12 protein-coding genes are annotated in these 16,451 nt (G+C 59.0%); 6 read left to right on the top strand and 6 right to left on the bottom strand.

Features of this window, described 5'->3' with window-relative positions:
- Window positions 1-110: 110 nt before the first annotated feature.
- Genes LKE23_RS05600 through LKE23_RS05615 form a run of 4 tightly spaced genes read right to left on the bottom strand, consistent with a single transcriptional unit; the run spans window position 111 to window position 3,899 of the window.
- Complete coding sequence (locus LKE23_RS05600; protein WP_291976340.1) at window positions 111-1,184, bottom strand: ABC transporter substrate-binding protein; 1,074 nt, start codon at window positions 1,182-1,184, stop codon at window positions 111-113.
- A complete protein-coding gene (locus tag LKE23_RS05605) occupies window positions 1,181-1,999 on the bottom strand; it encodes an ABC transporter permease (RefSeq protein ID WP_291976341.1) in 819 nt (272 codons plus the stop codon). Before LKE23_RS05605 ends, LKE23_RS05600 begins: the two co-directional genes overlap by 4 nt.
- Complete coding sequence (locus tag LKE23_RS05610) at window positions 1,996-2,808, bottom strand: ABC transporter permease (RefSeq protein WP_291976342.1); 813 nt, start codon at window positions 2,806-2,808, stop codon at window positions 1,996-1,998. Before LKE23_RS05610 ends, LKE23_RS05605 begins: the two co-directional genes overlap by 4 nt.
- Window positions 2,808-3,899: an ABC transporter ATP-binding protein gene (locus LKE23_RS05615; RefSeq protein ID WP_291976343.1), complete on the bottom strand. Its 1,092-nt coding sequence runs from the start codon at window positions 3,897-3,899 to the stop codon at window positions 2,808-2,810. The genes LKE23_RS05610 and LKE23_RS05615 overlap by 1 nt, the downstream gene beginning before the upstream one ends.
- 141 nt (window positions 3,900-4,040) lie before the next feature.
- On the opposite strand from LKE23_RS05615, the gene LKE23_RS05620 reads away from it, so the two are divergent.
- The 4 genes from LKE23_RS05620 (at window position 4,041) to LKE23_RS05635 (ending at window position 11,251) form a co-directional block, all read left to right on the top strand.
- Complete coding sequence (locus tag LKE23_RS05620) at window positions 4,041-6,467, top strand: Xaa-Pro dipeptidyl-peptidase (RefSeq protein ID WP_291976344.1); 2,427 nt, start codon at window positions 4,041-4,043, stop codon at window positions 6,465-6,467.
- A gap of 46 nt (window positions 6,468-6,513) precedes the next feature.
- Entirely contained in the window at window positions 6,514-7,425 is a 912-nt protein-coding gene (locus LKE23_RS05625) for a proline-specific peptidase family protein (protein WP_267201244.1), read from the top strand.
- A 255-nt stretch (window positions 7,426-7,680) separates the two neighbouring features.
- On the top strand, window positions 7,681-10,362 hold the full coding sequence (locus tag LKE23_RS05630) for an HAD-IC family P-type ATPase (RefSeq protein ID WP_291976346.1): 2,682 nt from the start codon (window positions 7,681-7,683) through the stop codon (window positions 10,360-10,362).
- Window positions 10,363-10,606: 244 nt separating this feature from the next.
- Entirely contained in the window at window positions 10,607-11,251 is a 645-nt protein-coding gene (locus LKE23_RS05635; protein WP_291976347.1) for an HAD family hydrolase, read from the top strand.
- A gap of 60 nt (window positions 11,252-11,311) precedes the next feature.
- Here the strand turns inward: LKE23_RS05635 and LKE23_RS05640 are convergent, their stop codons facing one another.
- A complete protein-coding gene (locus tag LKE23_RS05640) occupies window positions 11,312-12,394 on the bottom strand; it encodes a DHHA1 domain-containing protein (RefSeq protein ID WP_291976348.1) in 1,083 nt (360 codons plus the stop codon).
- Between the two features lie 143 nt (window positions 12,395-12,537).
- On the opposite strand from LKE23_RS05640, the gene LKE23_RS05645 reads away from it, so the two are divergent.
- Together LKE23_RS05645 and brnQ are read left to right on the top strand one after the other, a co-directional pair.
- A complete protein-coding gene (locus LKE23_RS05645) occupies window positions 12,538-13,794 on the top strand; it encodes a DUF2325 domain-containing protein (protein ID WP_291976349.1) in 1,257 nt (418 codons plus the stop codon).
- 392 nt (window positions 13,795-14,186) lie between these two features.
- Window positions 14,187-15,566: a branched-chain amino acid transport system II carrier protein gene (gene brnQ / locus LKE23_RS05650; protein ID WP_291976350.1), complete on the top strand. Its 1,380-nt coding sequence runs from the start codon at window positions 14,187-14,189 to the stop codon at window positions 15,564-15,566.
- 193 nt (window positions 15,567-15,759) lie between these two features.
- On the opposite strand, the gene LKE23_RS05655 is transcribed toward brnQ, so the two are convergent.
- Window positions 15,760-16,350, bottom strand: a complete 591-nt coding sequence (locus LKE23_RS05655) for a glycoside hydrolase family 73 protein (protein ID WP_291976352.1) — start codon at window positions 16,348-16,350, stop codon at window positions 15,760-15,762.
- Window positions 16,351-16,451: the final 101 nt, after the last annotated feature.

Below are 16,451 nucleotides of genomic sequence, written 5' to 3' on the forward strand. Positions count from 1 at the left end.
GTGCAAACAAGCGAGCTCCTAGCATCTAGCTACGGGCGAAAATTGACGCTTTCAGCGCCAACTTCCGTCCGCGGTTAGCCATACGGCCCGCTGGTCGTTAATTGCACTCACTATTTTGCAAACATCTTAAATTCCAAAAACAGGTCATTGTACTCGCCCAAGACGTGCAGCGGCAGGTCGCGGTAGGTCTGGAGGTGCTTCATCGTCTGCTTTGGCGGATAGAAGGCCCGGTTGCTCGTGACCTTCTTCGGCAGCAGCTGCTTAGCCTTCCAGTTCGGCGTCGCGTAACCGACGTAGCGGGCGTTTTGGGCGGCGTTCTTCGGCTCCAGCATGAAGTTGATGAACTTGTAAGCGGCGGCCTTGTTGCGGGCGGATTTTGGAATCACCATGTTGTCAAACCAGATGTTGCTCCCCTCGCTCGGGACGACGTAGTGGAGGTGGTGGTTGACGCTCATCATCTCGCGGGCATCCCCCGAGTAGGTCACCCCAACGGCGGCCTCACCCTGTTCCATGTACATCTTCATCTCGTCGGCAATGATCGCCTTGACGTTGGGCGTCAGCTTTTTGAGCTTGCCCTGGGCGGACTTGAGCTGGCCGTAATTGGTGGTGTTGACCGACCTGCCCTGGGTGATCAGGGCAATCGCGAAGACGTCGCGGGCGCTGTCGATCAGCATTAGGTTGTTTTTCAACCGCGGGCTCCAGAGCTGGCGCCAGTGCTGGACGTCGGCACCCTTAATCTTCTGGTCGTTGTAGATGATCCCCAGCGTTCCCCAGAAGTAGGGAACCGAATAGCGGTTGCCGGGATCAAAGGACCGGTTCAAGAACTGCTTGTCCAGGTAGCGCATGTTCGGCAGCTTGCGGTGGTCCAGCGGGGCAATCAGGTGCTCGCGCCGCATCCGCTGGACGGTGTATTCGCTCGGGATCACCAGGTCGTAGTTGGTCCCGCCCTGACGGATCTTGGTCAGCATCGACTCATTGCTGTCGAAGGTCTCGTAGTCGACATGGTAGCCGGTCTGGTGCTCGAACTTGGTGATCAGGGCCGGGTCGATGTAGTCACCCCAGTTGTAGATGGTGACCGTCTTGCGGCTGCTCCCGTTATTGTGCCGGTTGAGGGCGTAGTCGCCCCCGGCCAGCAGGAGGCAGAGGATCAGGATGCCAATGAAGGCAGACAGCAGCTTTTTCATTGCGCATCCCCCTCCTTTACCGTCACGATCCGGTTGTGCCGGCCGGCGTGCTTGCTAATGAAGTAGTAGCCGATCACCAGCAGCAACGACACGATAAACATCAAAGTCGACAGAGCGTTGATCTCCAGGTTGATCCCCTGGCGTGCCCGGGAATAGATCTCCACGGACAGGGTCGAGAAGCCGTTCCCGGTTACGAAGAAGGTCACCGCAAAGTCGTCTAAGGAATAGGTCAGGGCCATGAAGTAGCCGGCGAAGATTCCCGGGGCGATCGCCGGCAGGACGACCCGCGAGAGGGCCTGCCAGCGCGAGGCCCCCAGGTCATAGGCGGCATCGACCAGGGTCGGCGACAATTCGTTTAACTTCGGCAGGACCATCAGGACGACGATCGGGATGCAGAAGGCGATGTGGCTCAGCAGGACCGAGGCAAAGCCCAGCCGGACGCCCAGCATGGTGAAGAAGATCAGAAAGCTGGCCCCGATGATGACGTCGGGCGAAACCATCAGAACGTTGTTGAGCGACAGGAGGGCGTTGCGCCACTTCCGGCGGGAGCCCTTGATGAGCAGGGCCCCCATCGTCCCCACGATCGTCGCAATCAGGGAGGCCAACAGGGCCACGATCATGGTGTTAATGACGATCGTGATCATCCGGCTGTCGGCGAAGAGGTCGGCGTAGTGCTGGAAGGAGAAACCGTGGTACTTCTCCATCGTCTTGCCGGCGCTAAAGGAGAAGACCACCAGGTAGACGATCGGCGCGTAGAGGATGATGAAGACCAGGGCCAGGTAGACCTTGCCCCAGGAAAAACGCTTCTTGCTCATCGGCGAGCGCCCCCCTTCTTCTTCCGGCGATCACCGGTGACGGCCATGACGATAAACATCGCTAGGATCAGGATGACCCCGATGGTTGAACCCATCCCCCAGTTCTGGGTGGTCAGGAAGTGCTCCTCAATCGCCGTCCCCAGAGTAATCACCCGGTTGCCCCCGATCAGGCGGGTAATCATGAAGAGGGAGAGCGAAGGGATGAAGACCGCTTGGATGCCGGCTTTGACCCCCGGCAGGGACAGCGGCCAGATGACCTTGGTGAAGGTCTGCCAGTCGTTGGCCCCCAGGTCCTTGCTGGCGTTGATCAGTGACGGGTTGATCTCGGCCAGCGAATTGAAGATCGGCAGGACCATGAAGGGAATTTCAATGTAGGCGGCCACGAACATGAAGCTGGCGTCAGTGAAGAGCAGCTGGTGGCTGCCCAGGCCGACGAAGCGCAGGAACTGGTTGATCGTCCCCGCCTGACTGAAGAGGCCGATGAAGGCGTAGGTCTTCAGCAGCAAATTGATCCAGGTCGGCAGGATCACCAGCAGGAGCCAGAACTGCTTGTTGGGCAGGCGGTTTAAGACGTAGGCCGTCGGGTAGGAGATCACCAGGGTGACCAGGGTGATCAAAAAGGCGTACCAGACCGAATCGACGGTCATCTTCAGGTAGACGCTTGAGGTCAGGTAATTCGCGTAGTTGCCCAGGGTGAACTGGCCATCAATGTTGAAGAAGGACTGGTAGAAGATCAACACCAGGGGCGCCACGACGAAGAGGATGATCCACAGGGCGTAGGGAACGGCGAAAAAGACTTTTTGACGCATTATTCACCCTCCTCGTAGCTGTCCAGGCGGGCGTCGAAGTCCTCCTCGCTTTCGTTGTAGCGCATCACGTGGATGTCCTCGGGGTCAAAGGCCAGGCCGACCGTTGCCCCGACCGTCGTCTTGTGGATCGAATTGATCTTCCACTCGTGGTTACGCTGGTCATGGGCCGTGATCTGGTAGTCGACCCCGCGGAAGAGCTGGGTGTCGACGGTCACCGCCAGCTGCCCCTTCTCGACGGTCGTGATGTCGAGGTCCTCGGGCCGGATCACGACCTCGACCCGTTCGTTGGGCCGCATCCCGGCGTCGACGCACTCAAAGTCCTGGCCGTCAATCGTGACCAGGTAGTCGGCCTTCATGATTCCGGGCACGATGTTGCTCTCACCGATGAAGTCGGCGACGAAGTGGTTGAGCGGTTCGTCGTAAATGTCCACCGGCGTCCCACTCTGTTGAATCGTCCCGTCGTTGATGATCATGATCTGGTCGCTCATCGCCAGGGCCTCCTCCTGGTCGTGGGTGACGAAGATGAAGGTGATCCCCAGTTGGCGCTGCAATTGGCGCAGTTCGGTCTGCATCTCGACCCGCAGCTTGTGATCTAGAGCTGACAGGGCCTCGTCGAGCAGGAGCAGCTTGGGTCGGTTGACGAGCGCCCGGGCAATGGCGACCCGCTGCCGCTGCCCACCGGACATCTCCGTGATCTCCCGTTCGCCGTAACCGTCGAGCTGGACCAGGTGCAGGGCCTCTTGCACCCGCTTGGCCGTCTCCTGCTTGCCAACGCCCTTGATCTGGAGGCCAAAGGCAACGTTTTCGGCCACGTTCATGTGCGGGAAGAGCGCGTAGTCCTGGAAGACCGTGTTGACCTGGCGCCGGTTAGCCGGGACGTCGTTGATCCTTTTCCCGTCAAAGTCAATTTCACCGCTCGTCGGCGAATCGAAGCCCGCAATCAGACGCAGGATGGTCGTTTTCCCCGAACCCGAGGGTCCCAGCAGGGTATAGAACTTCCCCGCCTCGATTGCAAAGTCGATGTCCTTGAGCACCACGTTGTCGCCGAACCGCCGCTCGACGTGGTGGAACTCCATGATGTTTTGTGCCAACTATCTCACCATCTTTTCACTTTAAAATATACAAACACTTCAATTATACCCTCAAAGCGCCCCGCCGTCGCCCTTAAAATGTCGGCAGCGCGAGCGAGAAGTGGGATAATGAGGGTAAGAAAGAATTGCGAGGTGTTTTTTATGAAAATCAATCAATTCAGCATCCGACCAACCAGCACGCCCCAGCGTCAACAAGAGCTGCAGCGTATCCAGCTGCTGCAGAGCGGTGACGTTGACCGAATGTCTGCCAAGGAGCTGTTGAAAACGCTGCTGACCCGCACCCAGGACCATTGCGCCTCCCCGCTGACCAGCGCGGAATGGCTCCACGACCTGCTGGCCACCCCGGACCTGGCCGTCGACGAATGGCTGGCAAGCGACCAGCCACTGACTACGGCGATCTTCTACCGGCTGGCCCTCCAGCTGCTGGAGTTCGAACCGGACGTCGACTTTCGCCTCGAGGACCCACTGGCGACCTGGCACAAGCTGACCCTACCAATGGAGGACCACGAAGCGTGGACGAGCACCGACATGGCCAATGCCTACTACCTGCTCTTAAACACCCGGGGCAAGGGCGGCCAAATCCTGCTCGACCAGCTGACCGCCCAGGGCTTTTTGGCCTGGACCTACCAGCTGCCGGCCAAGCAGAAGCCGCTGTTCTTCAACGGCAAGCCCCTGGCCTCCTTTGATCCGGCAAAGTTCATCTGCGAGGTCGTCTACATCGAGACCGACATGGATACTGACTTCGACGGCCAGGCCGACCTGGTCAAGGCTGAGATCATTCGGCCACAGGACACCGAGGACGGGCTGCGGGTCCCGGCCGTCTTTACCGCCAGCCCGTACAACCAGGGCACCAATGACGAGTGGGGCGACAAGGCCACCCACAACGTCAACCATCCCCTCACCCACAAGGAGGCCGGCCAGGAGGCGCCCCATGAAATGGCCTTCCCGACCGAATTCAAGCGCCAGGCCGTCAACGGCTCCACCCAAAAGGCCACCCAGACCTTCAGCGAGACGCCAGGCTACACCCTCAACAACTACCTGGCAACCCGGGGCTACGCGATCGTTTACGCGGCCGGCATCGGCACCAAGGACTCGGACGGCCTGCAGACCTGCGGCTCCCCCGAGCAGACCGATTCGATGAAGGCCGTCGTGGAGTGGCTCCATGGTGATCGGCGGGCCTTCACCGACCGGACCCACGGGATCACGATCACGGCCTGGTGGTGCAACGGCAACGTCGCCATGACCGGCCGGTCCTACCTCGGCACCCTCTCAACGGCGGTCGCCACGACGGGCGTGGCCGGGCTCAAGGCAATCATCAGCGAAGCCGCCATCTCCAGCTGGTACGACTACTACCGGGAGGGCGGTCTGGTCCGGGCAGCCGGGGGCTTTCAGGGTGAGGACGCCGACACCCTGGCCGACGAGACCTTCAGTCGCACCAAGCGCCCCGCCGACTTCCGCCGGATCAAGCCCACCTACGACAAATACATCGACCGCCTGGCCCAGGCCATGGACCGGACGACCGGCAACTACAACGCCTTCTGGGACCGGCGCAACTACCGGAAGGACTTCGCCGGGATCAAGGCGGCGGTCATGATGGTCCACGGCCTCAACGATACCAACGTCAAGCCAAGCAACGTCAAGGCACTCTATGACGCCCTGCAGGACCTGCCCGTCGAAAGCAAGCTGATCCTCCACCAGGGACAGCACATCTACATCAACGCCTTTCAGTCACTGGACTTCTCCGAAATGGTCAACCTCTGGCTCGCCAACAAGCTCTGGGATCTTGACAACCAGGCCGACAGCACCCTGCCGCACGTCCTGGTCCAGGACAACCACCTGCCGGAGACCTGGAACGCCTACGATCACTGGACGGCGGGCAAGCAGCTGACCTTCCACCTGACCGACGGCGACCTGACGCCAGAAAACGTCCACGTGGCCGAGCAGCTGACCTTCAACGATCACCAGGAAAAGGACACTTACCAGGATTGGTGCCAGCACCCCGCCAAGTGGCAGACGGCCCTAATCGCCGATCGGGGGCAGTTCAGCTGCCAGTTCAAGACGGCCCCAGCCAAGCAGGATCTCTTACTGCGGGGAACGCCACGCCTTCAGCTGACGGTGGCCGCATCCCTCGACCACGGATTGGTCAGCGCCGAACTGGTCGACTTCGGGGATGACAAACGCCTGACGACTTCCCCGGTCATCATTAACCGCGGCGGCCTGCCGCTGGGCTATCACTGGAAGGCCGATGACCTGCGGGAGTTCAAGCTGCAAAAGCAGGCCAGCCCCTATAAGGTGATTGCCAGTGGCCACCGTAACCTTCAAAACCGCCACGACTCCGCCACCGTCGACGAGCTCGCCCCGGGACAGCTAGTTGACGTCGCCTTCGACCTTCAGCCGCTCTTCCACCACCTCGCAGCCGGCCACCAGCTGGGTCTGATTATTTATGCAAGCGACTACGCCTTTACCCTCCGCGGCAACGAGGACGTCGATTACCGAATCAGCCTTGAAAACGCTCTTTTAACGATTCCCGGGGTCAGTTACTTGAATTCGGGTCGTGCTTTGCGCTAGAATTATTCTTAATATTTGGTTAATAAATATTAAGGGGATTATGAGATTGAAGCAAGGAACAAAGATTATTACATTAGATAACGGCTACCACCTCTGGACCAACACCCAGGGCGAGGGTGACATCCACCTGCTCGCCCTCCACGGTGGCCCTGGTGGCAACCACGAATACTGGGAAGACGCCGCCGAACAGCTGGCCAAGCAGGGCCTGAACGTCCAGGTCACCATGTACGACCAGCTGGGTTCCCTCTATTCCGACCAGCCGGACTACAGCGATCCGGAAATCGCCAAGAAGTACCTGACCTATGACTACTTCTTGGACGAGGTTGATGAAGTTCGCCAAAAGCTCGGCCTCGACAACATCTACCTGATCGGCCAGAGCTGGGGCGGCCTGCTTGTCCAGGAATACGCCGTCAAGTACGGCCAGCACCTCAAGGGTGCCATTATCTCCTCGATGGTTGACGAAATCGACGACTACGTTAAGCATATCAACGAGCTGCGGGAAAAGACCCTGTCGCCGGAAGCGGTCGCCTTCATGAAGAAGTGCGAAGCCGCAAACGACTACAGCAACCCGAAGTACCAGCAGTACGTTCAGGTGATGAACGAAAACTACATCGACCGGCGCCAGCCATCCCGCCTCTACCACTTAAAGGACCTCGGTGGGGACGCGATCTACCACGTCTTCCAGGGTGACAACGAGTTCGTCATCACCGGGAAGCTCAAGGATTGGCACTTCCGCGATCAGTTGAAGAACATCAAGGTGCCGACCCTGATTACCTACGGGGACCACGAATCGATGCCGGTGCCAACCGGGAAGAAGATGGCCGAGCTGATTCCAAATGCCAAGTTTGTCACGACTCCCGGCGGTGGCCACCACCACATGGTCGACAATCCGGACGTTTACTACAAGCACCTCGCCGACTTCATTCGTTCCGTTGAAGCGGGCACGTTTAACAAGTAAAATCAAGCCACCAACCAGCGCCACGCGGGCGTTTTGGTTGGCGGCTTTTTCTATTTCCGAATTTTTCCTTAAGGCGGTTAAAGATTGCTTAACAACCGCCCTTTTGCCGCCCGCCTATGATATCCTGTTCTTACCAAAAACAAGGAGGATTTGAAAAGCAGTAAATTAATTGGCTTCATTGAACCGGCCGGGAAGTGGAAAAGGATCCCCGGCCCTGCTGCAGGCACACAATCTCAACCAGAAACAAGGTGAATCATGAACAAACAACTCTACCAACTCAGTACGGATGAATTAAAAAACAAGTACCAACTGGCGGACCCGACAGCCGGGCTGACCAGTACCCAGGCCCAAGCACGGCTGGCCCAGGACGGTCCCAACGTGCTGGAGGTCAAGACGACCCCCAAGTGGAAAATTTTTCTGCGCCAATTCAATAACATCGTGATCTATATCCTGCTGGCCGCCGCCGCACTGACGATCCTGATCGGCCACTACACCGACGCGATCGTCATCCTCGCCGTGGTGCTGCTCAACTCGCTGATCGGTTACTTCCAAGAGACCAGTGCTGCCAACGCCCTGGCCAAGATCAAGGAGCTGATGGCGCCGCGGGCAACCGTCTACCGTGACGGCGTTCGCCAGGACATCGACGCTAGCCAACTGGTTGCCGGCGACGTGGTCTTCCTCGAGGCGGGCGACAATGTCCCTGCCGACCTGCGGATCATTTCCGCCGACAACCTCCGCGTCGAGGAGTCGGCCCTGACCGGCGAGACCAATTCCGTCGCCAAAAATTCCGCCGTCCTGAAGACAGCCCAGGTTCCGCTGGCGGAGCGGACCAACGTGGCCTACGCGTCCACCCTGGTGACCAGCGGGAGCGGGACCGGGATCGTCGTGGCCACGGCCGGGGCAACCGAAATTGGCAAGATCTCCCAGGAGGTTGCCCACATCAAGCCGCAAAAGACGCCGCTGACCCGGGAAATCGACCAGGTCGGCAAGGTCGTCTCCTACATCACGATCAGTGCCTCGGTCGTCGTCTTCATCGTCGGCTTTGCCCTCCAGATCTACTCCCTACCGGCCCTCGCCCTGGCGGTGGTCGCAATGCTAGTGGGTTCCATTCCGGAAGGGCTGCCGGCCACGACCTCGGTGATCCTCGCCTTCGGGGTCAGCAAGATGGCCAAAAAGTACAAGACGATCATCAAGTCGATGCCAGCCGTCGAAACCCTTGGCTCAGTTGACGTGATCGCCACCGACAAGACCGGGACACTGACCAAAAACGAGATGGCCGCCAGTGAGCTCTGGGTCGGTGACCGGCGCATTGACGTCACCGGAACCGGCTACGCACCCGCGGGCCAATTGCTCGACAACGGTCAGCCCGCGGAACTGACTCCTGAACTGCGGCTCTTCGTCGAGGCCGGCTACCAGGCCAACGACACCATCCTCACCGAAGAGGACGGGCGCTGGCACATCAACGGGGAGCCGACGGACGGTGCCTTCTTGACCCTCTACCACAAGGCCCACGGCGCCGCCTTCCAGTCGCCATACCAAAAACTGGACCTGCTGCCCTTCGACTCCGACTACCGCTACATCGCCGAGCTCGTCCAGGACATCCAGAGCGACCAGCAGATGATCTTTGTCAAGGGCTCACCGGACAAGCTCTTTGAGATGGCCGCCAAAATGGATGCGGCATTTGACCTTACCAAGTGGGAAAAGCGGGTCAACGCCTGGTCCAAGCAGGGGAAACGAGTAATCGCTGTCGGCTACCGGCCGGTGACTGGCACTCCCCTGAAGACGGTTGACCACGCGGACCTCTACCAGGGCATCCACCTGCTGGGCCTCGCCGCCCTCCAGGATGCCCCACGCGAAGAGGTAATCGCCGCCCTGGAAAAGATGAACCGGGCCGGGGTGGCCGTCAAGATGATCACCGGGGACGACCCGCAGACCGCCCGGGCCATCGGGCAGCAGCTTGGCCTCACTAATGGTCCAATCCACGCCATCACTGGTGAACAGTGGGACCAATTAACCCCCGCAGAACGGGGCAATGTCGCCATGAACACCCAGGTTTTTGCCCGGACGACCCCACAGAACAAGCTTGAGATCATCGAGGCCTTGCAAGAAAGTCAGCAGGTCACGGCCATGGTCGGCGACGGGGTGAACGACGCCCCCGCCCTGAAGCGCGCCGACATCGGAATCGCAATGGGGATCAAGGGAAGCGACGTCGCCAAGGACGCGGCGGACATGGTCTTAGGCGACGACAACTTTGCGACGATGGCCGCCGTGATCAAGGAGGGACGGCGCATCTACGACAACATTAAGAAGAGCATCCTCTTCCTTCTGCCGACCTCGTTCTCCGAGGGGCTGGTCGTCGCCTTCTCCATCCTGACCGGTCAGGAGGTGCCGCTGCTGCCGGTCCAGCTGCTGTGGATCAACCTGATTGCGGCAATCACCATCCAGTTCGCCTTCGTCTTCGAACGGGCGGCGGACGGGATCATGGAGCGGGCACCGCGCCCCGTCAACCAGCGCCTGATGGACCGCCACGACCTGGTGCAGATGGGCTATGTTTCGGCACTGATTGCCGTCTTCTCGCTCGCCGGCTACCACTGGTTCGTGGGTGCCGGTGCCAGCCCGCTCAACGCCACGACAATGATGATCAACACGATCGTCGTCTCCAAGGTCTTCTACTTCTTCAGCATCCGGACCGACCAACCGGGGCTCGGTCAGCTGAAGACGATCAGCACGAAGGCCTGGGGCGTGATCGCATTAATGATCTTCTTCCAGCTGGCCCTGACCTACCTGCCGTTCATGCAGGAGGCCTTCCATGTGACAGCGATCAGCCCGCTGGAATGGCTGGCGGTCATCGGTATTTCCGCGCTGATCATGCTCTGCACGGAGTTTGATAAGGGAATCCACAACCGCCGTCAGCGGATGGCCGTTGTTAAAAATTAACAGAAAAAGCGTGATGCCGAGAGAAAACAAGTTTTCTCTCGGCATCATTTTCTTTTTTGAATATTAGAAAGATAACGTGGAAAACAACCGTGGGGCTAGTGTCTAACTACGGACGAAAGCCGACGCCTTCAGCGCCGACTCCCGCCCTAGGTTAGCCATACGCCCCACTCAGATGGTTGTTTCCCACTCACACGCTTCTTTGTTACAATGGTCCTTATAAGTTGGATGAAAGGATCCGATTACCATGACAGAACAGATGGAAAACTTTATTTTCGACATCGACGGCACCCTGATCGACACCTTCGACATGTACATGCCACCGATGATCAAGCTGCTGCGCGAACACGGCTACCCGGTTGCCCCTGAAGACGAACAGGCGGTCATGCGCAAGCTCTTCGGCATCACCGGCGCCGACGCCCTGCGGATCTACGGGGTCAAGAAAGAGGACGTCGCCCCGATGGTTAAGGAATGGTTTCAGCTCTCCTACCAGCGTGAGGACCGGGTGACGGTGCTTGACGGCATCCCCGCGGCACTGCAGGGGCTCAACGCTGCCGGACGCAACCTGGCCGTGGCCACCTCCAAGGTCCAGGACGAGTACGAGCACTTCCGGCAGGAATTCCCCTTTGCCCAGCTCTTCGACGTGGCAATCACCGAGAAGGACACGGTCAAGCACAAGCCCGACCCGGACCCGATCCTGGCGGCGATGGAGAAAATGGGGATCACCGACCCGGCGCAGACCGTTTACGTGGGCGACACGATCAATGACCTCAAGGCCGCTAAGGCAGCCGGGGTCAAGTCCGCCGCGGCCCTCTATGGCTCGGCCAACCCGGCTTCCATCATGGGGGCCGACTTCCTGCTGCACGAACCGGCCGACCTGTTGAAAATTTAGTGAACTGAAAAACGCCTCGCAAGCAAGCTCGAGTTGCCAGCGAGACGTTTTTTTGATTGGCTACTTGCTCTTCCCAAACAGCGCCGCCATCTTGGCTGCCACTTCCGGATCGAGGTTGTCCGCCAGGGTGCTCTCTTCCTGATGGTCCTCCTCCTGGCGATTCTTCACCGTCTGGGTGAGGTCATCGATCACGGCCTGCTCGCCGACCTTGACCGGATTAACTGTCAGCCGGCCGCCCGCCGCATCGGCATGGCCGCCGCCGTTGAAGTACTGCTCGGCAAACTTGGCCACGTCCAGCTTGCCGTTGCTGCGCAGGGAAACGCTGACCGGGCTGACCACCAGCGCAGCGTCGACGTCCGGGTTTTGTTCCAGCAATTCGTGGGCGATCTCGGACTTGTAGTCGTCGGCATAGACCACCCCGAACTGGTGCCCGGCGATCTTCGTCTTGAGCATGTCCTTGAGGTGGCTCTTGAGATACTTGGCCCGCCGCTCGTTGAGGGTGTGGATCAGCAGCTGATTGTCCTGCCGGTACTGCTCCCAACCGGCCGCCAGCACGCCCTCAACGAAGGAGGCCGAGTCCTGGAGCGGGTAGAACCAGAAGAGCTGGTCGAGGTCATCGGCCGCCCGGCGCTCCGTTTCGGCCATGTCGGGATCGTTTTGCCAGTCCCAGGTATCGTAGGCCCGGATCAACTCGACCAGGTAGGCCAGGTCCTGGCGCCGCTGCTCGCTCAGGTCGGTAAAGTGCGGCTGGGTCTGCAGCCAGTCCCAAACCAGGCTAGCCGCGCTCGGGTTGACGTCCGGGTTGGCCGGGGTGATGCTGTTGGCCGCGTACTTGTTCCGCTGGGCCTCCTCGCTCTCGTGGTGGTCAAACACCAGCCAGTGATTGGCAAAATTGTCGTTGAGCTGCTGGAAGGTGTAGTCGCTGTCCGGAGTCATGTCCATGATGTAGACGTCGGTGAAGCGGCTGGCCTCGGGCGTGCGCATCCAGCGGGCAAATTCATCGTCAATCCGACCGGCCCCGCAGTTGGTCATGTCAAAGTCGGTGTCGTCAAACATCGTCGGCTGGACCGCCTTTAGGAGTAGCGGGGCCCCGAAGCCGTCCAGGTCATTGTGGGAAAATAGTTTAATCGTTCGTTTTGCCATCTTGTACTCGCCTCGTCTTGATTAATCGTTACTACCGACCATTATACTAGATTTTTCTCCCCAATCGGTGACCTTTCCAACTGACAGCGACCCGGGTTGTTGTTATCATGGAAGTAGTGACATTTAGGAAAGGAACGAACATTATGCAAATCTATGATTACCGGCAAGATTTGATCGACTTGCTTCAAAATACCGGTGACGATCCGCGCAGCCTCCAGCAGACCTTGCGCAGCCTCACCACGATCATCAATATTCTCAACCACTATGACGACGGAACTCCCGCTAAGGACAGCGCCCCGGTCAAGCGGCACCACTACCAGACCCACACCCGGCACGAGCAGCCAATGTCCCCAGCGGCCCGGCACACCCTGCGCTCCCTTCTGACCGGGCCATCCAGCAGTGCGGCCAAGCCGGCAGCCAACCGGCCGGCCCAGAATACCGTGGTCAGCCGACCAACCCCGGTCGAACCCGCGGCACCCAAGGAAATCAGCCAGGAGGAACGGTTGGCCGCCGACAACCTGTACCTGGTCCACCGGAAGCTCAGTGGGGCCGAGATCAACCACCGCTACTATTCTGAGGCCATCCTGCACCACCTCCACTTCCCAGTTGAGGACGGTGACGTGGTTGAGCTGGACACCCAGCAGCAGGTCCGCGGCTTGCCGGCAATTCGCCGGGTCACCAGCGACCGGATCGACGACTACGAGCCAACCAAGATCAGCGTGATTGAGTACGCCGAATTGAAGAGCGTTCCCGGATCCGACGTTCTCCAAATCGCTAGCACGATGAAGGGCGATTCGCTCCTCGACCAGGCACCGGCCAACACCGTCGTGATCGACCCGTTCAAGTACCCGGGCCGCGACCTGAAGCCGGGGATGGTAATTGACTTTGCCTACTACGACCGCGGCAACGGGCTCAAGGACGCCAGTGAGGGCAGCATTCGCTGGATCCACGAGAAACAGGACTACGACACCACCAAGCAGCCGGCCAAGCCGAAGCAAGTCAAGAAGGTCACCAACACCCGGCACGACTACGAAAAGAAGCTCGACTACGACCTCAAGCAGCGGACCGTTCTGGTCATTACCGGCGTTCGTGACAAGGTCCAGGGGCTCAAGCCGGTGATCGCCAAGCACCACGGGGTCTTCCACGGCCTCGACGCCTCGGCGGAAGAGAACGTCTCCTCCAGCAAGCTCAAGCGGGAGATCCGTGACGCCGACTTCGTAATTGTCTGCATCGACGCCATCCACCACCGGATCAGCCAGCTGGCCAACCACCACGCCAAGCGCTACGAGAAGCCGCTGGCAATTGCCAACGTGACCTCCAACACGGCGGTCGAACGGGCGGTCGGCCGGGCTTTGAACGGTGACCCGGCATACGCGGTTTCCAGTGAAAAGATTGATTAGCTTAAATAAAATTAAGATATTCCTTGACTTTTATTAAAAAGAGCTTAGAATATGAATCAACAATTTAATTATTCGATCGCAATGAGAAAGAAGAGTAGGTTGAATCGACCACGACAGCGAGTCCCGTTTGGTGTGAGGGGACAGTGAGTTCGACCAATTGAAAATCACTTTCGAGTCCGGGGCTTAAGTTCAGTAAGTTCAGGTGGGAGCACCCATTACCGTGCCAGCGTATCGCCTGCGGGCCGTACGTGAAGGTCTTGTCCATCATGACGAGACGAAGATAGGGTGGTACCACGCTCAAGCGTCCCTTAACCAATTGATTTTGGTTAAGGGACTTTTTTGTTGGGATCGGCGCAATTATTTTTAATTTTATCCTGAGGAGGAGTATTTTTATGCAAGATCTCACATCACGTAAATTAACGTGGAAACAATATCTGGTCGTCGCCTCGCTGCTATTTGGCCTGTTCTTCGGTGCCGGAAACCTGATTTTCCCCCTGCACCTGGGCCAGCTCGCCGGGGCACACTGGGGCACCGCGGCGGTCGGCTTCCTGCTGACCGGGGTGCTGCTGCCGCTGCTGTCGGTCCTCGCCGTGGCCGTCACCCGGGCCGAGGGGGTCTACGACATTGGTCGACCGCTTGGCGCCGCCTTTGCCCTGGTCTTCATGGTCCTGATCCACGCCACCATCGGTCCCCTCTTCGGGACGCCGCGGACCGCGACCGTCTCCTTTACGGTCGGGGTGGCACCGTTTCTGCCTAAGCGGTACGAATCCGTCGCCCTCTTCGTCTTCTCGACCCTCTTTTTCCTGGCGGCCTTCGCCTTTTCCTACCGTGAAAACAGCATTCTGGCCAACGTCGGCAAGGTCTTGAACCCCGTCTTCCTGGCGCTCTTGTTCCTGGTCTTTGTCGTTGCATTTGCCAACCCGCTGGGTAATCCGGCTACCGCGCCCGTTACCAGCGCCTACACTCACAGCGCCCTGTCCAACGGTTTTTTGGAAGGCTACAACACGATGGACGCCCTGGCCGGCCTGGCCTTTGGGGTCACCGTCGTCACGGCCGTCCGCTCCATGGGGCAGCGCCGGGCGAGTGATGTTTCCAAGGTCGTTGCTAAGTCCGGTGTCCTAGCCGTTTCCGCCATTGCCGTTATCTACCTGCTGCTGATCGTCCTCGGTGCCATGTCACTCGGGCGCTTCAAGGTTTCCGCTGACGGTGGGGTGGCCTTCAACCAGCTGGTTAACGCCTATGCTGGGGCCTTTGGTCAGATCGTCCTCGCCTTCCTGCTCACCGTCACCTGCCTGACGACCGCCGTTGGTCTGGTCGCTGCCTTTGCCCAGGACTTCCACAAGCACTTCCCGAAGGTTTCCTACCACACCTGGCTGGCCCTCTCCTGCCTGGCCTCGTTCTTGACCGCCAACTTCGGGCTCGACACGATCATCTCCTGGTACACGCCAATGCTGATGTTCCTCTACCCACTGGCAATGGTCCTGATCCTCTTGTCCGTCACCTCACCGCTCTTCCGGCGTGACGGGGCCGTCTACTTCTTCGTCGTCCTCTTCACCGTTGTGCCGGCCCTGGGCGACATGGTGGTTGCCTTCCCCGCCGTCGTCAGCCAAAGCCACTTCGGCCTGATGGTGGCCGCTTGGCGGAGCCACCTGCCGCTGGCCAGCATGGGCTTGTCCTGGCTGGTACCGGCCCTTGTTGGTCTGGCGGTCGGCCTGCTCTACCATTGGTTCAAGCCAGCCGGTGCCGTTTCCACCAAGACGGAGCTCAACTAACAATTAAATTTTTCAGCCATTAAAAAACGGGATCGTCTCAACCGAGGCGGTCCCGTTTTTGATTAATTTAGATAACGTGGAAAACAACCGTGGGGCTAGTGTCTAACTACGGACGAAAGCCGACGCCTTCAGCGCCGACTCCCGTCCTAGGTTAGCCATACGCCCCACTCAGATGGTTGTTTCCCACTCACTTTCAGTCATATTTATCCAAATTAAACTTCTGAATCGCGTAAATCAGCTTGCTGGCGTAGTCCGGATCGGTCGCGTAGCCGTTCTTCTGCAACGCGTAAGCTGCCTCACGGTAGTTTTTCGCCTTCTGCACGCTGCGGAAACGCTTGTGGTTGTCCGCCGTTCCGTTGACGATCAGCAGGGTGTGGGCCTTAATCGAGGCCGCCCAGCTGTTGTAAACCTGGAAGTACTGCTTGACCTGCTTGTTCTTACCGTTGATGTTTTCGGTCGTGTACATCCGCACCCGGTTGTGCTTGCTGTTGGCCTTGATGCCAAAGAGATTGTTGTATTTGTAGGCGAGCTTGCTGCGGCCCCAGTTGGATTCGATGCCGGCCTGGGCAATCGTGATGCTGGCCGGGATGTGGTACTTCTTTTGTTCCCGCTGGGCCGCCGGGGCAATCTGCTTGATGAACTTGCTGACCGTGATGTCCTTGGGGTGGGTCTGCCGTTGGGGTTTAGTTGTCTTGTGCTGCAACGAGACGATGCCGAAGACCGCCGCCGCGATCAGCACCACGACGAGCAGGCTCCCGATAATGATCTGCCATTTTTTCTTCATGTTCTCACTTCCCCCTCATCTTGGTTGTTGTCCACCATTATAGGGGGTGGCCAAATAAAAAAGCGAAGGTTTCGCTCAATCTTCAGGAAATCTTCGCTTTT

This window comes from Limosilactobacillus sp., from assembly GCF_022482365.1.
Taxonomy (GTDB): Bacteria; Bacillota; Bacilli; order Lactobacillales; family Lactobacillaceae; genus Limosilactobacillus.